The 17,445-nt window shown below is 72.0% G+C and carries 19 protein-coding genes and 1 tRNA gene; 10 read left to right on the top strand and 10 right to left on the bottom strand.

Going from position 1 to position 17,445, the window contains the following annotated elements; all coding sequences use genetic code 11:
- Window positions 1–7: 7 nt before the first annotated feature.
- Window positions 8–364 carry a hypothetical protein gene (locus tag ACESM1_RS14040; protein WP_372621015.1) on the bottom strand — a complete coding sequence of 119 codons (357 nt, stop codon included), beginning with the start codon at window positions 362–364 and terminating at the stop codon, window positions 8–10.
- A gap of 89 nt (window positions 365–453) precedes the next feature.
- Complete coding sequence (locus ACESM1_RS14035; protein WP_372621013.1) at window positions 454–1,338, bottom strand: DMT family transporter; 885 nt, start codon at window positions 1,336–1,338, stop codon at window positions 454–456.
- A gap of 76 nt (window positions 1,339–1,414) precedes the next feature.
- On the opposite strand from ACESM1_RS14035, the gene ACESM1_RS14030 reads away from it, so the two are divergent.
- Entirely contained in the window at window positions 1,415–2,140 is a 726-nt protein-coding gene (locus ACESM1_RS14030; RefSeq protein ID WP_372621011.1) for a M48 family metallopeptidase, read from the top strand.
- A gap of 22 nt (window positions 2,141–2,162) precedes the next feature.
- Here the strand turns inward: ACESM1_RS14030 and ACESM1_RS14025 are convergent, their stop codons facing one another.
- The 3 genes from ACESM1_RS14025 to ACESM1_RS14015 all read right to left on the bottom strand — a co-directional run bounded on the left by ACESM1_RS14025 (window position 2,163) and on the right by ACESM1_RS14015 (window position 4,206).
- Window positions 2,163–3,089 (bottom strand): hypothetical protein, encoded by a 927-nt coding sequence (locus ACESM1_RS14025; RefSeq protein WP_372621009.1) that lies wholly within the window; start codon window positions 3,087–3,089, stop codon window positions 2,163–2,165.
- 76 nt (window positions 3,090–3,165) lie between these two features.
- Window positions 3,166–4,044 carry a site-specific tyrosine recombinase XerD gene (locus tag ACESM1_RS14020; protein ID WP_372621007.1) on the bottom strand — a complete coding sequence of 293 codons (879 nt, stop codon included), beginning with the start codon at window positions 4,042–4,044 and terminating at the stop codon, window positions 3,166–3,168.
- A 15-nt stretch (window positions 4,045–4,059) separates the two neighbouring features.
- On the bottom strand, window positions 4,060–4,206 hold the full coding sequence (locus ACESM1_RS14015) for a hypothetical protein (protein WP_372621005.1): 147 nt from the start codon (window positions 4,204–4,206) through the stop codon (window positions 4,060–4,062).
- A 49-nt stretch (window positions 4,207–4,255) separates the two neighbouring features.
- On the opposite strand from ACESM1_RS14015, the gene aroB reads away from it, so the two are divergent.
- The 3 genes from aroB (at window position 4,256) to ACESM1_RS14000 (ending at window position 7,456) form a co-directional block, all read left to right on the top strand.
- Complete coding sequence (aroB, locus tag ACESM1_RS14010; RefSeq protein ID WP_372621003.1) at window positions 4,256–5,992, top strand: 3-dehydroquinate synthase; 1,737 nt, start codon at window positions 4,256–4,258, stop codon at window positions 5,990–5,992.
- Between the two features lie 39 nt (window positions 5,993–6,031).
- Window positions 6,032–6,607 (top strand): DUF2889 domain-containing protein, encoded by a 576-nt coding sequence (locus ACESM1_RS14005; RefSeq protein ID WP_372621001.1) that lies wholly within the window; start codon window positions 6,032–6,034, stop codon window positions 6,605–6,607.
- A gap of 240 nt (window positions 6,608–6,847) precedes the next feature.
- Window positions 6,848–7,456, top strand: a complete 609-nt coding sequence (locus ACESM1_RS14000; protein WP_372620999.1) for a hypothetical protein — start codon at window positions 6,848–6,850, stop codon at window positions 7,454–7,456.
- Between the two features lie 26 nt (window positions 7,457–7,482).
- Here the strand turns inward: ACESM1_RS14000 and ACESM1_RS13995 are convergent, their stop codons facing one another.
- Window positions 7,483–7,770 (bottom strand): BolA family protein, encoded by a 288-nt coding sequence (locus ACESM1_RS13995; RefSeq protein ID WP_372620997.1) that lies wholly within the window; start codon window positions 7,768–7,770, stop codon window positions 7,483–7,485.
- A 99-nt stretch (window positions 7,771–7,869) separates the two neighbouring features.
- Between ACESM1_RS13995 and ACESM1_RS13990 the strand changes: the two genes are divergently transcribed.
- The 4 genes from ACESM1_RS13990 to ACESM1_RS13975 all read left to right on the top strand — a co-directional run bounded on the left by ACESM1_RS13990 (window position 7,870) and on the right by ACESM1_RS13975 (window position 12,461).
- Window positions 7,870–8,487: a J domain-containing protein gene (locus tag ACESM1_RS13990; RefSeq protein ID WP_372620995.1), complete on the top strand. Its 618-nt coding sequence runs from the start codon at window positions 7,870–7,872 to the stop codon at window positions 8,485–8,487.
- 69 nt (window positions 8,488–8,556) lie between these two features.
- Complete coding sequence (gene cobS, locus ACESM1_RS13985) at window positions 8,557–9,567, top strand: cobaltochelatase subunit CobS (protein WP_372620993.1); 1,011 nt, start codon at window positions 8,557–8,559, stop codon at window positions 9,565–9,567.
- Window positions 9,568–9,576: 9 nt separating this feature from the next.
- Window positions 9,577–11,445, top strand: coding sequence for a cobaltochelatase subunit CobT (cobT, locus tag ACESM1_RS13980; RefSeq protein ID WP_372620991.1), 1,869 nt, complete (start codon window positions 9,577–9,579; stop codon window positions 11,443–11,445).
- A 56-nt stretch (window positions 11,446–11,501) separates the two neighbouring features.
- Window positions 11,502–12,461 carry an esterase-like activity of phytase family protein gene (locus ACESM1_RS13975; protein WP_372620989.1) on the top strand — a complete coding sequence of 320 codons (960 nt, stop codon included), beginning with the start codon at window positions 11,502–11,504 and terminating at the stop codon, window positions 12,459–12,461.
- A gap of 78 nt (window positions 12,462–12,539) precedes the next feature.
- On the opposite strand, the gene ACESM1_RS13970 is transcribed toward ACESM1_RS13975, so the two are convergent.
- The 4 genes from ACESM1_RS13970 to ACESM1_RS13955 all read right to left on the bottom strand — a co-directional run bounded on the left by ACESM1_RS13970 (window position 12,540) and on the right by ACESM1_RS13955 (window position 16,267).
- The gene (locus ACESM1_RS13970; protein ID WP_372620987.1) at window positions 12,540–13,328 is read right to left on the bottom strand and encodes a sensor histidine kinase; all 789 of its coding nucleotides are present in this window, start codon (window positions 13,326–13,328) and stop codon (window positions 12,540–12,542) included.
- A gap of 311 nt (window positions 13,329–13,639) precedes the next feature.
- Window positions 13,640–13,936, bottom strand: coding sequence for a 50S ribosomal protein L28 (gene rpmB, locus ACESM1_RS13965; protein ID WP_372620985.1), 297 nt, complete (start codon window positions 13,934–13,936; stop codon window positions 13,640–13,642).
- 104 nt (window positions 13,937–14,040) lie between these two features.
- Complete coding sequence (locus tag ACESM1_RS13960) at window positions 14,041–14,313, bottom strand: hypothetical protein (protein WP_372620983.1); 273 nt, start codon at window positions 14,311–14,313, stop codon at window positions 14,041–14,043.
- Between the two features lie 76 nt (window positions 14,314–14,389).
- Window positions 14,390–16,267, bottom strand: coding sequence for an ABCB family ABC transporter ATP-binding protein/permease (locus tag ACESM1_RS13955; RefSeq protein WP_372620981.1), 1,878 nt, complete (start codon window positions 16,265–16,267; stop codon window positions 14,390–14,392).
- Window positions 16,268–16,371: 104 nt separating this feature from the next.
- Between ACESM1_RS13955 and ACESM1_RS13950 the strand changes: the two genes are divergently transcribed.
- Both ACESM1_RS13950 and ACESM1_RS13945 read left to right on the top strand, forming a co-directional pair.
- Entirely contained in the window at window positions 16,372–17,250 is an 879-nt protein-coding gene (locus ACESM1_RS13950; protein ID WP_372620979.1) for an NUDIX hydrolase, read from the top strand.
- A gap of 116 nt (window positions 17,251–17,366) precedes the next feature.
- Window positions 17,367–17,443: transfer RNA gene (locus ACESM1_RS13945), tRNA-Pro, on the top strand.
- Window positions 17,444–17,445 lie beyond the last annotated feature (2 nt).

The following is a 17,445-nucleotide window of genomic DNA, read 5'->3' as shown; positions in this document are numbered from 1 at the left end:
GGCGCTGTCAGCGCGGGGTGATCGCGCCTGTCGCGGTGCCCGGCACGCCGCTGCCCCCCACGGCGCTGCCGCCAGCGGGGCTGCGGTCGGCCGGGCTCGGCGGCGGCGCCAGGGTGGGGTCAGACGGCGAAACGCCGTCCGCGTCGCGCCGCGGCACGGTGGTGCGGCCGCCCAGGGTGGTGGTCTCGCTCGGCAGCCTTGTGCCCTGCTGCTGCGCGCCGACACCGCCGCCGGCCAGGTTGCCGCCGCCCATGCCGCTCTGCGCCCCGCCCATGCCGGGCGAGGTTGCCGTGCCGGTGGCGCCACCGATCTGCGCGAGCGCCGGTCCGGCCATCAGCGCGGCGACGATGGCCAGCCTCGTCATGCCTCGCATGCTGTCCTCCACGCCTTCATGCGGTCTGGACGCGCGGCGCGATGCGGGGTTGCGCCGCTGCCGGCGGCCGGTTGGGCGCGTCAGCGCGCGGGACGCGGCGCCAGCGTCACCAGCGCGACGCCGCCGAAGATCAGCGACGCCGCCGGGATGGTCAGCCATCCCGGCACCTCGTCGAACAGCAGGAAGCCCCAGAACAGCCCGGCCAGCGTGATGACATAAGCGGCCTGGCTGGTGAACACGCCGCCCGCATTCACCAGCAGTCGGAAATACAGCATGTATGCGACCGCCGTCGCGATGCCCTGCCCCAGCAGCAGCAGGGCGATGCCGGCGCGCGGCGGCAGGCCGATATGGCCGAGCGGCCAGGCGATCACCGCGGCGCCGAGGGCGGCGAAGATCACCGTGCCGGAAGCCTGCGCCAGCGGCGGCGTGCCGCGCACCGCGAACTTCACCGAGAACAGGTTGGACGCCGCGTAGCACACCGGCGTCAGCAGCATGATCGCCGCCCAGGGCAGCAGGGCAGGATCCGGCAGGGCCGCCCCCGGCGCCATCGCCAGCGCCACGCCCGCCATGCCGACCGCGCTGCCGATCAGCCGCACCGCTGTCGCGCGCTCGATCCCGGCCAGCGCGAAGAACAGCATGGTGAACAGGCCGGAGAGCGGCACCATCAGTGCGAAGAGGCCCGCCGGCACGCGCTGCAGGCCGGTGAAGGCGAAGAGATGCGCGAAGGCCAGGCCCACCACGCCGCCGGCGACGTATTGGCGGATATGCGCGCGGTCCATCGGCGGCGCCTGGCCGCGGACGAATGCAACGCCGAACAGCACGGAAGCGGCGACGGCGGCGGAGATGGAGGCAACGCCGAGTGGCCGCATGCCCTCTGCCAAGGCCAGCTTGCCCATGGCCGGCGTGAGCCCCCACAGCGTGCCGACGGCGATCATCATGGCGAGGTTGCGCAGCAGGCGCGGCATCGCGGCACACGCTGTCAGGGCGCGGCGACTGTCAAGCCGTTGCCTGAGGTGGGTGCGCCGCGCCATGTTAGGCGCTATGCCCTTCCCCGATTCGGAGACCGTGAAGCTGCCGACGCCACGCGGCGCGCTGGCGCCTGCGGTGGCGATTCCCGTGCGCTGGCGTGCCTCCACGCGCGCGCGCCGCGTCAGCCTGATGGTCTGCCCGCGCAGCGGCACGGTGGTGGTGACGCTGCCGCCACGCAGCGGGCGCCGCGCCGGCCTGGCACTGATCCGCGAGCACGAAACCTGGATCCGCGAGCGGCTTGCCGCGCTCTCGCCCGCGGTGGAATTCGCGCCGGACACCGAGTTGCTGCTGGGCGGCGAGGCGCATGTGATCCGCCATGAGCCGCGCGCGCGCGGCGGCGCCTTCCTGGACGGCAAGGCGATAGTGGTCACCGGCGCGCGCGAATTCCTCCGCCGCCGCGTCACGGATTTCCTGCGGGTCGAGGCGCGGCGGCGCATCGGCGTGCTCACCCTGCCGCATGCGGCCGCGCTCGGCGTGAAGCCGCGGGCGATCCGCGTGAAGGACACGCGCAGCCGTTGGGGAAGCTGCGCGCCGGATGGCACGCTGGCCTTTTCCTGGCGGCTGGTGATGGCGCCGGAATGGGTGACCGATTACGTCGTCGCGCATGAGGTCGCGCATCTGCGCGAGCTGAACCACTCGCCGCGCTTCTGGGCGCTGGTGGCGGAACTGACGCCGCACCGCGACGGCGCCGTGGAGTGGCTGCGCGTGGAGGGCCCGGCGCTGCTGCGCGTGGGCTGATCCGCCCACGCGCGGCGATGCCTCAGCGCCGCGGCGGCTCCTCGGAGATGCGCAGCGTGGCCTTCTGCGCGCGCCCTTGCTCCACCGTGCCGATCCAGATGCGGTACTCGCCCGATGGCGGCCGCTGCAGGATCACGCCGGGATCGAGCCCGGCCAGGTCGTCGTTGCAGTGCCAGGCGCCGGAGGGGTCGCGCACCACCAGGGTCGTGTCGGCGGAGGAGGTGGCGGAGAAATACAGCGGGAACTCCCCCGCCGTGTAGTTCAGCGTCACATCGGCCCGCGACGGGTCGATCCAGCCGACGCAGTCGGCGCCGAGGCCGGCATTGCTCACATCGAGCTCGCCGCCGGCCTCGACGCCCACCTGATGCGGGTCGGGCATGAAGCCGGCGTTGAGGCTCACCGTCGCATAGCGCGCCGGCTCCGTGATGTTCGGCGGCTGCGCGGTGGCGCGGGCGGCCCGCGGCAGCTCCTCCGAGATGCGCAGGGTCGCCTGCTGCGGCTGGCCGCGATCCAGCGTGCCGACCCAGATGCGGTACTCGCCGGAGGCGGGCCGCTGCAGAACCAGGCCCGGGTCCACCCCGGTCATGTCGTCGTTGCAGTGCCACTGCCCGGAGGGATCGCGCACCACCAGGGTGGTGTCGGCCTGCGAGGCGGCGGAGATGTAGAGCGGGAACTGCCCGGCCGTGTAGGTAAGCGTCACATCGGCCCGCGACGGGTCGATCCAGCCGACGCATTCGGGGCCGAGCTGCGCAGCCGAGGCATCCATGTCGCCGCCCGCCTCGACGCGCACCTCGTGCGGGTCGGGCATGAAGCCGGCATTGAGGCTCACCGTCGCGTAGCGCGCCTCCGCCGTCAGGTTCGGCCCGCTGGGCGCGACCTGGCCCTTCTGGGCCGCCGCGAGCCCCGCGGTGCAGAGCAGGGCCACGCTGGCCAGGACCGCTGCGCGCATTGCCTCTTGCTCCCAATTGCTTCGAGGCGACTTGATACCACCCGGCGGCCCGGCTGCAAGCCGTTGCCGCATCAACTCAGCCGGCCAACGGGTGGTGCGCCTCCACCGTGCGGCGCAGGTGCTCTTCCATCACCTTGGTATAGATCTGCGTCGTGGCGATGTCGGCATGGCCGAGCAGCATCTGCAGGCTGCGCAGGTCGGCGCCACGCCCGAGCAGATGCGTCGCGAAGGAATGGCGCAGCACATGCGGGCTGACGCGCTCCGGATCCAGCCCGGCCGCGATCGCCGCATCCTTGAGCACCACGCCGACCGCCTGGCGGGTGATGTGGCCGCCCGCCGCGCGCGAGGGGAACAGCCAGCGCGAGGGTTTCTTCGGTTCTCCGCGCGCGGCCAGCGCAGCCTGCCGCGCGCGGGCGGAGATCGGCACCAGCCGCTCCTTCGCCCCCTTGCCCAGCACCGCGACCATCGGCGCATCCGCGCGTAGCGCGCCGGCATGCAGCGCGACCAGCTCGCTGACGCGGAGGCCGCTGACATAGAGCAGTTCGAGCAGCGCCACGGCGAGCGGGCCGCGCTTGCCGGGCAGCCGCGCGGCGCCTTCGATCAGCGCCGCCACCTCGGCTTCCGACAGCGCCTTGGGCAGGCTCGCCGGCAGGCGCGGGCTTTCGGTGAGCTCCGTCGGGTCGTCGGCGCGCACGCCCTCGCGCGCCAGGAACCGGAAGAACTGCCGCAGGGCGGAGAGCCGCCGCGCCGCGGTGCGCGCCGAGAACCCGGCCGCACTCAACCCGTGCAGGTAGGATTGCACCAGCTCCGGCCCCGCCTCGGCCGGGCCGATGCCGCGGCCGATCGCATGCGCACCGAAATCCGCCAGGTCGGCGGCATAGGCGGCGATGGTGTTGCGCGCCGCGCCACGCTCCGCGGCCAGCATCTCGAGGAAGGATTCGACATGGCGGTCCACGCGGCGGGAAGCGGATCAGCGGGGCGTGAAGCGCTCGGCCGGGATCGGCCGCTCCACCGGCTGCGGCGCCACCGCGGGCGGGAAGGCGCCGACCGCCAGCAGCCCGACCGCCAGCGCGCCAAGCAGGATCACGGCGAGCAGCAGGACCGGATTGCGGAACATCGGCGGGGCGGATCCTCGTCTTGCCGTTGCTGTGCTAGCCTTGGCCATCGTGACACGCAACACCGCCCTGACGGACGAGGACGAGCCGTCGCTCATTCCTGTCCCGCCGGACCTGCCGGATGAGGAGCCCGCGCTGCCGGGCGTGGCGGTGGAACGCCGGTCCATCGTGCTGGTCGGCATGCCCGGCGCCGGGAAATCCTCGATCGGCCGCCGCCTCGCCGCCCGCCTAGGCCTGCCCTTCGTGGATGCCGATGCCGAGATCGAGGCCGCCGCCGGCCTGCCGATTACCGAGATCTTTGCCCGCTACGGCGAGCCGCATTTCCGCGATGGCGAGCGCCGCGTGATCTCCCGCCTGCTGGCCGGGCCGCCGCTGGTGCTGGCCACCGGCGGCGGCGCCTTCGCCGATGCGCAGACCCGGGCCGCGGTGCGCCGCTCCGGCGCCGTTTCCGTCTGGCTGCGCGTGCCGCTCGCGGCGCTGCTGCGCCGCGTCGCCGGGCGCGAGCACCGGCCGATGTTCCTCAACGCCGACCCGCGCGAGGTGCTCGAGCGCCTTGTCGTGGCACGCCACCCGCTGTTTGCCGAGGCCGATGTGACCGTGGACTGCTCCGACGAACCCCCCGAGGTCACCACCCGCAAGGTGGTGGAGGCGATCGGCGCGCATCGCGAGCCGCAGCGCCTGCGTGTCGGGCTCGGCGAGCGCGGCTATGACATCCTCGTGGGGGAGGGGCTGCTGGCGCGGGCCGGGACGCTGCTCTCGCCGGTGCTGCCCTCCCGCCGCGTCGCGATCGTCAGCGATTCGGATGTCGCCAGGCTGCACCTGCCGGCGTTGCGCGAAGGGCTGCAGGCGGCCGGCTTCACCATCCTGGCCGAGCATCTCGTCCCGCCCGGCGAGGCGACCAAGTGCCTGGCCGCGGTGCAGGGCGCGCTGGAAGGCATCCTGGGCGCCGGGGCGGACCGGCGCACCGCGGTGATCGCGCTCGGCGGCGGGGTGGTGGGGGATCTCGCCGGCTTCGTCGCGGCGATCGCACTGCGCGGCCTGCCCTTCGTGCAGGTGCCGACCACGCTGCTGGCGCAGGTGGACAGCTCGGTGGGCGGCAAGACCGGCATCAACCTCTCGCTCGGAAAGAACCTCGCCGGCGCCTTCCACCAGCCGAAGCTGGTGCTGGCCGACATGGCGACGCTCGCCACGCTGCCGCCGCGCGAGCTGCGTGCCGGCTGGGCCGAGGTTGCCAAGCACGGGCTGATCGCCGGGGAGGAGCTTTGGGGCTGGTGCGAGGCGGCCGGGCCGCGCGCGGTCGCCGGCGAGGCGGAGGCGCTGGCGCATGCCGTACTGGAATCCTGCCGGCTGAAGGGCACGGTGGTGGCCGCCGATGAGCGGGAGGAGAGCGAGGAGGGCGGCCGCGCCCTGCTCAATTTCGGCCACACCTTCGGCCACGCGCTGGAGGCCGAGTGCGGCTATGGCGGCGCGCTGCTGCATGGCGAGGCGGTGGCGGTGGGGCTTGGGCTTGCCGCCTCGCTGTCGGCACGGCTCGGCCATTGCGCGCAGGAATGGCCGACCCGGGTGATGGCGCATCTGCAGGCGGTCGGGCTGCCGGCGCGGATTGGCGACCTCGGGCGCGGCTTCTCGACGCGGCTGCTGGTCGAGCGGATGCGCAAGGACAAGAAGGCGCGCGAGGGCGCCATGCGCTTCGTGCTGTTCCGCGCCCCGGGCGCGTGCTTCACCGCCGGCGACGTGCCGGAGGCGATGGTCGAGGCGCTGCTGCGGGACGAGGGTTGCGCGCCCTGAGCTTGGCGGCCGCCGCCTGCGCGTGATAGCCCGAGCGCCATGCCCCTTTCCGCCCCCGCACAGCGCAAGCCGCTGCACCAACGCGACATCGTCCTGCGCGGCTATCAGCGCGAGGACGGCCTCTACGACATCGAGGCACAGCTCACCGACACCAAGAGCTACGCCTTCGAGAACATGGAACGCGGCACCATCGAGCCCGGCCAGCCGCTGCACGGCATGTGGGTGCGGCTGACCGTCGGCGAGGACATGGTGATCCGCAGCTGCGAGGCGGCCTCCGACGCCACGCCCTACGCCATCTGCCCGCAGGCGGCACCGAACTTCGCCGCGCTGGCCGGCGTGACCATCGGGCCGGGCTTCAACCGGGCCGTGAAGGAGCGCGTCGGCGGCGTGCTCGGCTGCACGCATCTGCGCGAGGTGCTGGCGCAGATGGCCACCGTCGCCTTCCAGACCATCGGCCCGATGCGCTGGCGCAAGGCGCGCGCCGAGCGCGAGGCGGCCGTGGCGCGCGGCGAGACCCCGCCGCCCTATCGCCGCAGCCTGCCGATCGGCTCCTGCCTGGCCTATGCGGCGGACAGCGAGGTGGTGAAGCGGGCTCAGGCGCAGGCGGAGGAGTAGGCTCGGCCTCCGGAAAACGTGCCCGGGCGAGGCGTTGATCCCGCCCTCCGCCGACGCACCTTCCGGCATGCCCCTGCGCGGCATGCAGCCGTGTCCGGGCGTGCTGGCGGCTCCGGGTGCTTCATCCCGGGCCGCCAAGGCGGAGGCTGCGGTCGGACGAGCGACGCCATGGCGCCAAGGCGCCGCACCGCCCAGGTCAGCGCGTCTCCGCCTTCCGAACCAAGTAGGGAGGAGACTTGCATGCGGTACAAGCACATGCCTTCGTGGACGCGGCGGGCCAGGCTCGGGCCGGTCGCCGTGGCGCTCGGTGTCGCCTGCCTGCTGGGGGCGCCGCAATTGCACGCCCAGCCGGCGCCCGACCGGGATGCGATGATCAGGAGCGCCCTCAGCGCCGCGCCGCCGACGCTGCGCGACCGCGTGCGGGTGATGGACCACCAGGGCAATGTGCTGCGCGAGGGCGACGGCGCCTTCACCTGCCTGCCCGCGCCGCAGGGCTTTGCCGGGCCGATGTGCCTGGACGCGCAATGGATGGAGTTCCTGGATGCGCTGACCAACAAGCGGGAGCCGAACATCACGGGGATCGGCCTCGCCTACATGATGGCCGGCGACAGCCCCGACGGGGGTGCCAGCAACATCGACCCCGCCGCCTCGCAGCCGACCGCCGACAACGACTGGATGGTCGAGGGGCCGCACATCATGATCATCACGCCGGACCCGGCGACGATGGACAACGTTCCCGCCTCGCATGAGGGCGGCGGGCCCTATGTGATGTGGAAGGGCACGCCCTATGCCCACATCATGATGCCGGTGGACGAGCGGCCCGAGCAGCGCCGCGTCGCCAGCCGGTAGCGGCGGCAGGAGGCGGGGCGATCCTGCTACCGCCCGGCCTCCTCCGGCGTCTTCAGCTCCAGCGCCAGGGCGTGCAGCCCGGTGCCGAACTCGTCGGCCAGCGCTGCGTGCGCCGCGCGGGAGCGCGCAACGCGGGTCATCCCGGCGAAGACCGGGGAGACGACGCGCACGCTGTAATGCGTCTCGCCCTCCGGCCTCGCGCCGGCATGGCCGGCATGGCGGTGGCTGTCGTCGGAAACCGTCACCTCGGCCGGGGGGAAGGCGGCGCGCAGCGCCTCGGCGATGCGGTCCGCGCGGCGGCGATTATTTATCATATGGTCGTTCTAACCCCTGAATTCCCCCCTGCGCCAGGGCATGGCGGTGCCGCGTCCGGCTGCCTTGCGCACCCCTGCACCCGCGCCCATAACTGACCGATGGCACGCAGGAGCGAGCGCATATTCCTTGGGTTCCCGGAGCAGCCGGCGGCGCCGCAGCGCCCCTGCGAGCATCCGGGCTGCGCCAATGCCGGCGAGTTCCGTGCGCCGCGCGACCGTGCCCACCTGAACCAGTACCGCTGGTTCTGCCTGGAGCATGTGCGCGAGTACAATCGTGCCTGGGACTACTACAAGGGCATGGGCCCGGCCGAGATCGAGCATGAGCTCCGTTCCGATTCCGGCTGGCAGCGCCCCACCTGGCCGCTCGGCCGGCTCGGCGGCTTCAATCCCTTTGAGAGCGAATATGTCCGCGACCCGCTCGGCGTGCTGCGCGACACCCCGCTGCACAAATCCCGCCGCGAGCGGACCCCGAAGCGCGACGAGCCACCGGCCGAACTGCGCGCCGCGCTGGACGTTCTTGGCCTCGTCTGGCCGGTTGACAACGACACGCTGCGGGCGCGCTGGAAGGAACTCGCCAAGCGGCATCACCCCGATGCCAATGGCGGCGACCGCCAGGCGGAGGAGCGGCTGAAGGACATCAACCGCGCCTACAGCCTGCTGCGCCGCCGCCTTGCACCTCGCCCCGCCGAGGCCGCCGCCGCGGCGCCCGCCGGATAGCCTCCCCACGGGTAGCCCGCGAGGGCCACCCGGCCTAGAATTGCCCCTTAGCCACAGCCGGACCGCCACATGACCAAGGTCGCCAACCTCGCCGAGACCCGGAACACCGCCTCGATCGACCTCCCTGACACGCAGGCGACGGTTCGTGAGGTCTTCGGCATCGACAGCGACATGGTGGTGCCCGCCTACTCGGTCCGCACCGAGCATGTGCCGGAGATCGACCAGAGCTACCGCTTCGACCGCGACACCACGCTGGCCATCCTGGCCGGCTTCGCCTTCAACCGGCGCGTCATGGTCCAGGGCTATCACGGCACCGGCAAGTCCACCCATATCGAGCAGGTGGCGGCGCGGCTGAACTGGCCCTGCATCCGCATCAACCTGGACAGCCACATCAGCCGCATCGACCTGATCGGCAAGGACGCCATCGTCCTCAAGGACGGCAAGCAGGTCACCGAATTCCGCGAGGGCATCCTGCCCTGGGCGCTGCAGCACCCCTGCGCGCTGGTGTTCGACGAATACGATGCCGGCCGGCCCGACGTGATGTTCGTCATCCAGCGCGTGCTGGAGGTCGAGGGCAAGCTCACGCTGCTCGACCAGAACAAGGTGATCCGGCCGCATCCGATGTTCCGCCTGTTCGCCACCGCCAACACGGTGGGCCTCGGCGACACCACGGGCCTCTATCACGGCACGCAGCAGATCAACCAGGGCCAGATGGACCGCTGGAACATCGTGGCGACCCTGAACTACCTGCCGCACGCGCAGGAGACGCAGATCGTCATGTCCAAGCTCGGCATGGACGAGAAGGACGCCAGGCAGAAGCGCCAGGTGGAGGCGATGGTCGCGCTGGCCGACCTGACCCGCGCCGGCTTCATCGCCGGCGACATCTCCACCGTCATGTCGCCGCGCACCGTCATCACCTGGGCCGAGAATGCGAGGATCTTCGGTGATGTGGGCTTCGCCTTCCGCCTGACCTTCCTCAACAAGTGCGACGAGGCGGAGCGTTCGACGGTGGCCGAATACTACCAGCGCTGCTTCAACGAGGAGCTGCCGACCGGCACCCTGCTGCGCAAGGCGGGATAGGTCGCGCCGATGTCGGGCTCCAAGGACCAGACCCGCCAGGAGGAATTCAAGCGCGCCACCGCCGGCGTGCTGCGCGCCATCGCGCAGCAGCCGGAGGTGCAGGTCGCCTTCCAGCCGGGGCCCTCGGGCCTGGCCGGCAAGCGCGCCCGGCTGCCGCTGCCCACACGCTCCCTGCCGGCGGCCGAAATGGCGAAGCTGCGCGGCGCGGCGGATGCCATCGCGCTCAAGCTGCGCCATCACGACGAGGGCGTGCATGCCGCCCGCCTGCCGACACGGCGCGAGGCGCGCGAGGTCTATGACGCGCTGGAGGATGTGCGCGTCGAGGTGATCGGCAGCCAGCACATGTCGGGCGTCGCCGCCAACCTGCGTGCCCGCCTCGCCGACCAGTGCGAGGCGGAGGGCTACGACCGCATGACGCGGAAGGACCAGCTGCCGATGCCGGTGGCACTCGGCCTGCTGGCGCGCGAGAAGCTTTCGGGCGAGCCGGCGCCGGAGGCGGCGCGGCGCGTGCTGGACCTCTGGCGCGACACGCTCGGCGACAAGGCCGACAACGCGCTGGCGGAGATGGCCAACGCCGCAGTTGACCAGGACGCCTATGCCCGCGCCAGCCGCAAGCTGCTCGCCGCGCTCGACCTGGCCGAGGCCGAGGTGGAATCCGAGAGCGAGCAGGACGAGGAGGAAGGCGAGGGCGGCGAGACCAGCCCGCAGCAGGACCAGTCCGGCGAAGGCGAGGCGCAGGCGCAGGACACGGAGTCCATGCTCGGCGCGCAGCCCGAGACCATGCAGGGCGATGCCGCCGAGGACGAGACCGAGGAGGGCGAGGAGGAAGGTGCCGCCGCCGATGGCGACGACCGCCCCGGCGGCCCCACGCAGCGGCGCGAGGTGCCGCAGGTGGACGACCCCTCCGCCTACCGCGCCTTCAGCAGGCAGTTCGACGAGGTGGTGGAGGCGGAGGATCTCTGCGACGCCGACGAGCTGAACCGGCTGCGCCAGCAGCTCGACCAGCAGCTTTCCCACCTTCAGGGCGTCGTCTCCAAGCTGGCGAACCGGCTGCAGCGGCGCCTGCTCGCGCAGCAGCAGCGCGCCTGGGAGTTCGACCTGGAGGAGGGCCTGCTCGATGTCGCGCGGCTGGCGCGCGTGGTCGCCAACCCGATGCACTCGCTCTCCTACAAGCGGGAGCGCGAGGCGGATTTCCGCGACACTGTGGTCTCGCTGCTGATCGACAATTCCGGTTCGATGCGCGGGCGGCCGATCACCGTGGCGGCGATGTGCTGCGACATCCTGGCGCGCACGCTGGAACGCTGCGGCGTGAAGGTGGAGATCCTCGGCTTCACCACGCGCGCCTGGAAGGGCGGGCAATCGCGCGAGCGCTGGGTGCAGGAAGGCAAGCCGCGCAACCCTGGCCGCCTGAACGACCTGCGCCACGTGGTCTACAAGGGCGCCGATGCGCCCTGGCGGCGCGCGCGCAAGAATCTCGGGCTGATGCTGCGCGAGGGCCTCCTGAAGGAGAACATCGACGGCGAGGCGCTGGAATGGGCCTACAAGCGCCTGCTCGCCCGCACCGAGCACCGCCGCATCCTGATGGTGATCAGCGACGGCGCGCCGGTGGATGATTCGACACTCTCCGTGAACCCCGGCAACTACCTGGAGCGGCACCTGCGCAAGGCGATCCACGAGATCGAAGGGCGCGAACTGGTGGAGCTCATCGCCATCGGCATCGGCCACGACGTCACGCGCTATTATCGCCGCGCCGTGACGATCGTGGATGCCGAGGAACTCGGCGGCACCATGATGAAGAAGCTCGCCGAGCTGTTCGACGAGGACGCCGCGCTGGCGTGGCAACGCGCCGCCGCCGAACGCGCACCTGCGATCGTGTGACGCAGCCTGCGGGCCGCGCACCGGCGATCCTGTGACGACAATCGCATGAGGCGCCGGTGACGATCCGGCGCCGGACCTTCCTCACTGGCCTGCTGGCCACGCTTCCCGCTTGCGCGACGGCGCGGCCGAGCGAGCGCATCGCAGAGCCCTTCGCGCTGCCGGCGCTGCCCGGCAACGGCGTGCTGCGCCCGCTCGGCGGCCTCGAGATCGACCGCCAGGGCCTCGGCTTCGGCGGCCTGTCGGGGCTGCATCTCGCGCCCGACCTGACGCTCTCGGCGGTCAGCGATCTCGGCCATTTCGCAGAGTTCGCGCTGACGCTCGATGCCATGCTGCGGCCGATGACGCTGACGCCGCGCCGCGCGGGGCGGCTGCGCGATGGCGGCGGGCGGTTCCTGCCGCGCGGCTATGCCGGCGATGCCGAGGCGCTGGCACGCCTGCCGGACGGCAGCTGGCTGGTCGCCTTCGAGCGCTGGCACCGCATCCGCCGCTACCGCGATCTGGACGGCCCCGGCCTCTACGTCGCCGCGCCGCCGGGGCTGGGGCGGGCACCGGCCAACGCCGGTCTCGAATCGCTCGCCGTGCTGGCGGATGGGCGCTGGCTCGCCATCGCCGAGGACCTCGCCCTGCCGGATGCGCCGGGCGTGACCGCCGCCTGGCTCGGTGGGCCTCAGGGCTGGCGGCCGCTCGGCTTCCGGCCGGCGCCGGGCATGGTGCCGGTCGATGCGGCGCCGCTGCCCGAGGGCGGGGCGCTGGTGCTGGAGCGCGGCTTCTCGTTGTTCGGCGGCTTCTCCGGCCGGCTGGTCCGGCTGCCCGCCGCCGCGCTGGCGGCGCCGGCGCCGGACGCGGTGCTGGAAGGCGAGGAGATCCTCCGCCTGGCCTCCCCGCTGCCGGTGGACAATTACGAGGGCGTGGCGGTGAGCCGCCATGCCGGGCATACCCTGGTCGCCCTGGTGTCGGACGACAACGAGAACCGGCTGCAGCGCAGCCTGGTGCTGCTGTTCGAGCTGATCGGCTGACGACAGTGGTTGGTTTGTGGAGCAGATTCACGCTTCGGGGCGTTCTCGCCCCTCCGCGATCCGCTCTCCCCGCCGCGCTCAGGCCGCTTCCAGCAGGCGGGTGCGCGGCAGGGTCAGCCAGGCGCGGGCGCCGATGCCGGGCGCGCTTTCCAGCCGGATGTCGCCGCCATGCGCCGCGGCCAGCGAGCGCGCGAGACTGAGGCCGAGATCGAGGCCGCGCGCCGCGGCCGGCGTGGCGCTCGGCTCCGGCACGAGGTCCGGCATGTAAAGGCCGTCGCCTTCGTCCTCCACCACGATGGCGACCGTCTCGCTCGCCACCACCCAGCGCAGCGCGATCAGGTCGCCGTCGCGCGAATGGCTCGCGGCGCGGCGCAGCAGCGCGACCAGCGCGCCCTCCAGCGCCCTGCGGTCGGCTTTCACCGTCAGCGCCCGCAGCGACGGATCCACCTTCCAGTAACGCCGCCCTGGCAGGATCTGCGTGCCCACCTTGCCGACCGCCTGATCGACGATCGGGCCGAGGCGCGCCGGCGCTTCCTCCATGGTGCGCAGGTCGGGCCGCGCGGAGGCGTCCGCGAGGTCGTCGGCCAGGCGCTGCAACTGGTGGGCCGGGCCTTCCAGCGCCTTGCCGCCGCTGCCGGCACAAAGCCCCGGCAGCATGCCGCCGGGTCCGAGCAGGGTGCGCCGGCATCCGCCCATCGCGCCCGCGATGCCGCGCAACTCCTGCGCGGCGAGTGAAAGGCAGCGCCCGCGGCCTGCCGCGAGCCTCTCCGCCTCGCCGGCGACATTCTGTGCGGCACGCAACCGGAACCCGAGCCTGATCGCGATCAGGACCGCCGTCATGGCGATGAAAGAAAGGAGAATCGTCATGGCACCCCCTCAACTGGTGCCATGCTGTCGTTGGAACGATTGATGAAGGCTTAACGCCGCGAGGGCAGGTGACAAGCTGGCATGACGGTTCCGCGAGGCGGTGTCATGTCCGGCCGGCAGCACACCGTTTCGCCGGCGGCCCTGGCCGCGGCGTCGTGCAGGCTCTGTCGTGACGGATCCTGGAAGCAGAGATCAGCGCCGGACGACGTGCGCCGGCGCTGATCATCTTCTCTGTCGTGCGGCGGGCCGTGTTCGCGGCCCCGGCGTGCCGTGCGACCCGGCTCGGGGTCGCGCGGCGCCGCCTGGCGGAATCAGGCCGCGGCCTTGCGGGCCTGCGCCTTCTCCAGCCGGCGCTTCAGCACGATCGCCTCGGTCGGCAGGCGGCGGTCCGGGGTGCCGAGCAGGAAGGCATCGAGCCCGCCATTGTGCTCCACCGTGCGGATTCCGTTCACCGACAGGCGCATGCGCACCGGCGCACCGAGGATGTCGGAGAAGAAGGACGTCTCCTGCAGGTTGGGCAGGTAGCGCCGGCGGGTCTTGTTGTTGGCGTGGCTGACGTTGTTGCCGGTCAGCACGCCCTTGCCGGTCACTGCGCAGCGGCGGGCCATGATACACTATCCCGTTGAACGCCCGAGCGACCTTCCCCGGGGGGCCGGCCGGTGCGGGCGGAGTGGTTCGGAGCGGGGCCGTATCGCGGAAAGCGGCCCGCGCGTCAAGGCTTCGGCGGTGTGGGCGCGTCGCCCGGCGGCTCGCGCATCTCCGCCAGCTCGCCCGATTCCACCGAGTCCAGCGCATTGCGCAGCACCTGCGCCACCCCGCGGTCGTCGAGCGACCGCGCCAGCATGCCGAGCGCCCCGCCCAGCAGGGCCGAAGCCACCGAGATCGGCGCGATGTTCTGCCCCAGCATGTATTCGATGGCCTTGTCCACCACCGCCCCGGCGTGGCTCAGGTCTTCGGGGGCCACGCCCTGCGGATCCAGCTGCATGCACCAGCCCTCCTTTGCTCGCCGCGACATGGGGACCGGGCGGGGATCGCGAAACCCCCGCCAGGTGAAACCGCTGTCACGCGGGCGCGCCGGCGTGCGATTCGGGAGCCCGCGCCTCGGAGGACTCGGCGGCGGCGGCGGCCGCGGCAGCGGCCTCGGCGGCCTGCACCGCCTCGGATTGGCGGCGCCACATCTCGGCGTAGAGACCGTCGCGCGCGATCAGCGCGGCGTGGCTGCCGCGCTCCGCGATGCGGCCGTCCTGCAGCACGATGATCTCGTCGGCCTCCACCACGGTGGAGAGGCGATGCGCGATCACCAGCGTGGTGCGCCCCTGCGCCGCATTGCGCAGCGCCGCCTGGATCTCCTGCTCGGTGCGGGTGTCGAGCGCGCTCGTCGCCTCGTCCAGGATCAGGATGCGGGGGTCCTTCAGCAGGGTGCGGGCGATCGCCACCCGCTGCTTCTCGCCGCCCGAGAGCTTCAGGCCGCGTTCGCCCACGCGGGTGTCGTAGCCGTCCGGCAGGCGCAGGACGAAGTCATGCACCTGGGCGAGGCGTGCCGCCTGCTCGATCTCCGCCTGGCTCGCACCGGGTCGGCCATAGGCGATGTTGTAGCGGATGGTGTCGTTGAACAGCACGGTGTCCTGCGGCACCACGCCGACCTGGGCGCGGAGGGAATCCTGCGTCACCGCGCGCACATCCTGCCCGTCCACCAGCACGGCGCCGGCGGTGGCATCGTAGAAGCGGAACAGCAGGCGGGAGATGGTGGACTTGCCCGCCCCGGTCGGCCCGACGATGGCCAGCGTCCGCCCCGGCGGCACGGTGAAGCTCACGCCCTTCAGGATCTCGCGGTCCGGCCGGTAGCCGAAGCGCACCGCATCGAAGCGCACCTCGCCCTCGGTCACGCGCAGCGGCCTTGCGTCCGGGCGGTCCGCCACCTCGCGCTCCTCGCGCATCAGGCGGAACATCGCCTCCATGTCGGTCAAGCCCTGCTTGATCTCGCGGTAGGCGAAGCCGAGGATGTTCAGCGGCTGGAACAGCTGGATCATGTAGGTGTTGACCAGCACGAAGTCGCCGACGCTCATCGTGCCGTCGGCCACCTGGAAGGCGGCCATCAGCATCACCACCGTCAGCCCGGTCGCGATGGTCGCCTGCTGGCCGAAGTTGAGGCCGTTGAGCGACATCTCGCTGCGCACATAGGCGCGCTCGTAACGCTCCATCGCCGCATCGTAGCGGCGCGCCTCATGCGCCTCGTTGCCGAAATACTTCACCGTCTCGAAGTTCAGGAGGCTGTCCACCGCCTTGGTGTTCGCATCCTGGTCGGTCTCGTTCATCGTGCGGCGGAAGCGCAGGCGCCACTCGGTGAACATCAGGGTGAAGCCGATGTAGATGCCCACCGTGACCAGGATCACCGCGGTGAAGGAGAAGTCGAACATCCCCCACAGGATCAGGCTGACCAGCAGGATCTCGAAGATCGTCGGGATGATGTTGAACAGCAGGAAATCCAGCACGAAGGTCATGCCGCGCGTCCCGCGCTCGATCACGCGCGAGAGGCCGCCGGTCTGCCGGTCCAGGTGGAAGCGCAGGCTCAGCTGGTGCAGGTGGGTGAAGACGCTGAGCGCGATGCGCCGCATGGCGCGGCCCTGCACCTTGGCGAAGATCGCGTCCCGCGCCTCGTTGAAGGCCGAGGCGGTCAGCCGCATCAGCCCGTAGCCCAGCACCAGCGCGATCGGCACCGCGGCGATCGCGCCCGCCGCCCCGGCTTGCGGCGCCAGCGCATCCACCGCGCGGGCGAAGGCGATCGGCACCAGCACGTTCGCGCCCTTGGCGAAGACCAGCAGCACCAGGCTGGCCACCACGCGCAGGCGCAGACCGGTCTCCCCCTGCGGCCAGAGATACGGCGCAAGGGTCAGCAGCGTGCGGAGATGGCCGCGCTCGTCGGTGGTTTGGGGGGGCACGCGTTGCTCCGGAAGGCCTGTGCGGGGGAAAATGTGGTCACCAGGGCCGCGAGGGAAGGCGCCCGGTGCTTCCCGGCCATGCGCCCGGCGCGTTACAGGACCGCATGACCCAGCAGGATGGACTTTTTCCTCGTCTCTGGCGGCATGTCGAGGCGTGCAACAACATCGCCTCGCCGTCCCATCTGATCGCCTTCCGCATGGGCGATCAGCAGGTGGGCTGGCTCGGCGCCGATCTCGCCCGCGCGCTCGCCTTCTTCCCGCGCGACATCCATTTCGACCGCGACGGCGTGGCGCTGGCCGGCAAGCTGCGGGGGGAGGGGGCGCGGACCGCGGCGCTGGAGCGGATCATCGCCTCGCTGGCCGGACGCGGCCATTTCTCCCTGCGCGGCGAGCCCTTCGACGTGCGGGCGACCGCCGACGGGCCGGTGTTGGCGCGGATGGACCGCGGCGCGCTGCCGCCCTTCGGCGTGATCTCCCAGGGCGTGCATGTGAACGGCTTCGTCCGCCGGCAGGATGGGCTGCACCTCTGGTGCGGCTGGCGTTCGAAGCACAAGCCGGTGGCGCCGGGGCAGATGGACAACATCGTCGCTGGAGGGATCCCGGCCGGGCTCGACGCCGAGCGGACCCTGGTGAAGGAGGCGGCGGAGGAGGCATCGCTTCCCGCCGAGCTCGCCACGCAGGCGGTGCCGGCCGGCCGCGTCTCCTATGTCATGGCGAACGAGGAGGGGCTGCGGCGCGACGTGCTGCATTGCTATGACCTCGAACTGCCGGAGGGCTTCGTGCCCCGGCCGCAGGACGATGAGGTGGAGCGCTTCGAGCTGCGTCCGGCGGCAGCCGTGCTGGAGGAGGTGGCCACCGCCAACCGCGTCAAGTTCAACGTCAACCTGGTGCTGATCGACTTCTTCCTGCGCCATGGCCTGCTCCCCGGCCTGACGGAAGCCGAGGTGGCGCGACTGCGGGCGGGTCTCGACCAGGTGGGGTGAGCCCGCCGCGGTGGGCAGTGGTGTGGTTCGTGGCGACGGCCGGGCCAGGGCCAGGGTGCGAGAGCCCCCTGGAAGGCTTGGCGCAGCGCGCCGGGTGGTGCTATGCCGCCCACAGTCGGAGCGTAGCGCAGCCTGGTAGCGCATCAGTCTGGGGGACTGGGGGTCGTGGGTTCAAATCCCGCCGCTCCGACCATC

It is taken from the genome of Falsiroseomonas sp., assembly GCF_041690465.1.
In the GTDB taxonomy this organism is placed as follows: Bacteria; Pseudomonadota; Alphaproteobacteria; order Acetobacterales; family Acetobacteraceae; genus Falsiroseomonas.
The sequence above is the reverse complement of the archived record's forward strand: the minus strand, read 5'-3'. Positions and strand labels throughout refer to the sequence as shown.

What these genes read in the sequence shown, in the direction of transcription:
- ACESM1_RS14040 (WP_372621015.1), bottom strand. Translation starts at nt 364, where the DNA reads ATGACGAGGCTGGCCATCGTCGCCGCGCTGATGGCCGGACCGGCGCTC.
- ACESM1_RS14035 (WP_372621013.1), bottom strand. Translation starts at nt 1,338, where the DNA reads ATGCCGCGCCTGCTGCGCAACCTCGCCATGATGATCGCCGTCGGCACG.
- ACESM1_RS14030 (WP_372621011.1), top strand. Translation starts at nt 1,415, where the DNA reads ATGCCCTTCCCCGATTCGGAGACCGTGAAGCTGCCGACGCCACGCGGC.
- ACESM1_RS14025 (WP_372621009.1), bottom strand. Translation starts at nt 3,089, where the DNA reads ATGCGCGCAGCGGTCCTGGCCAGCGTGGCCCTGCTCTGCACCGCGGGG.
- ACESM1_RS14015 (WP_372621005.1), bottom strand. Translation starts at nt 4,206, where the DNA reads ATGTTCCGCAATCCGGTCCTGCTGCTCGCCGTGATCCTGCTTGGCGCG.
- ACESM1_RS14005 (WP_372621001.1), top strand. Translation starts at nt 6,032, where the DNA reads ATGCCCCTTTCCGCCCCCGCACAGCGCAAGCCGCTGCACCAACGCGAC.
- ACESM1_RS14000 (WP_372620999.1), top strand. Translation starts at nt 6,848, where the DNA reads ATGCGGTACAAGCACATGCCTTCGTGGACGCGGCGGGCCAGGCTCGGG.
- ACESM1_RS13995 (WP_372620997.1), bottom strand. Translation starts at nt 7,770, where the DNA reads ATGATAAATAATCGCCGCCGCGCGGACCGCATCGCCGAGGCGCTGCGC.
- ACESM1_RS13990 (WP_372620995.1), top strand. Translation starts at nt 7,870, where the DNA reads ATGGCACGCAGGAGCGAGCGCATATTCCTTGGGTTCCCGGAGCAGCCG.
- cobS (WP_372620993.1), top strand. Translation starts at nt 8,557, where the DNA reads ATGACCAAGGTCGCCAACCTCGCCGAGACCCGGAACACCGCCTCGATC.
- cobT (WP_372620991.1), top strand. Translation starts at nt 9,577, where the DNA reads ATGTCGGGCTCCAAGGACCAGACCCGCCAGGAGGAATTCAAGCGCGCC.
- ACESM1_RS13970 (WP_372620987.1), bottom strand. Translation starts at nt 13,328, where the DNA reads ATGACGATTCTCCTTTCTTTCATCGCCATGACGGCGGTCCTGATCGCG.
- rpmB (WP_372620985.1), bottom strand. Translation starts at nt 13,936, where the DNA reads ATGGCCCGCCGCTGCGCAGTGACCGGCAAGGGCGTGCTGACCGGCAAC.
- ACESM1_RS13960 (WP_372620983.1), bottom strand. Translation starts at nt 14,313, where the DNA reads ATGCAGCTGGATCCGCAGGGCGTGGCCCCCGAAGACCTGAGCCACGCC.
- ACESM1_RS13950 (WP_372620979.1), top strand. Translation starts at nt 16,372, where the DNA reads ATGACCCAGCAGGATGGACTTTTTCCTCGTCTCTGGCGGCATGTCGAG.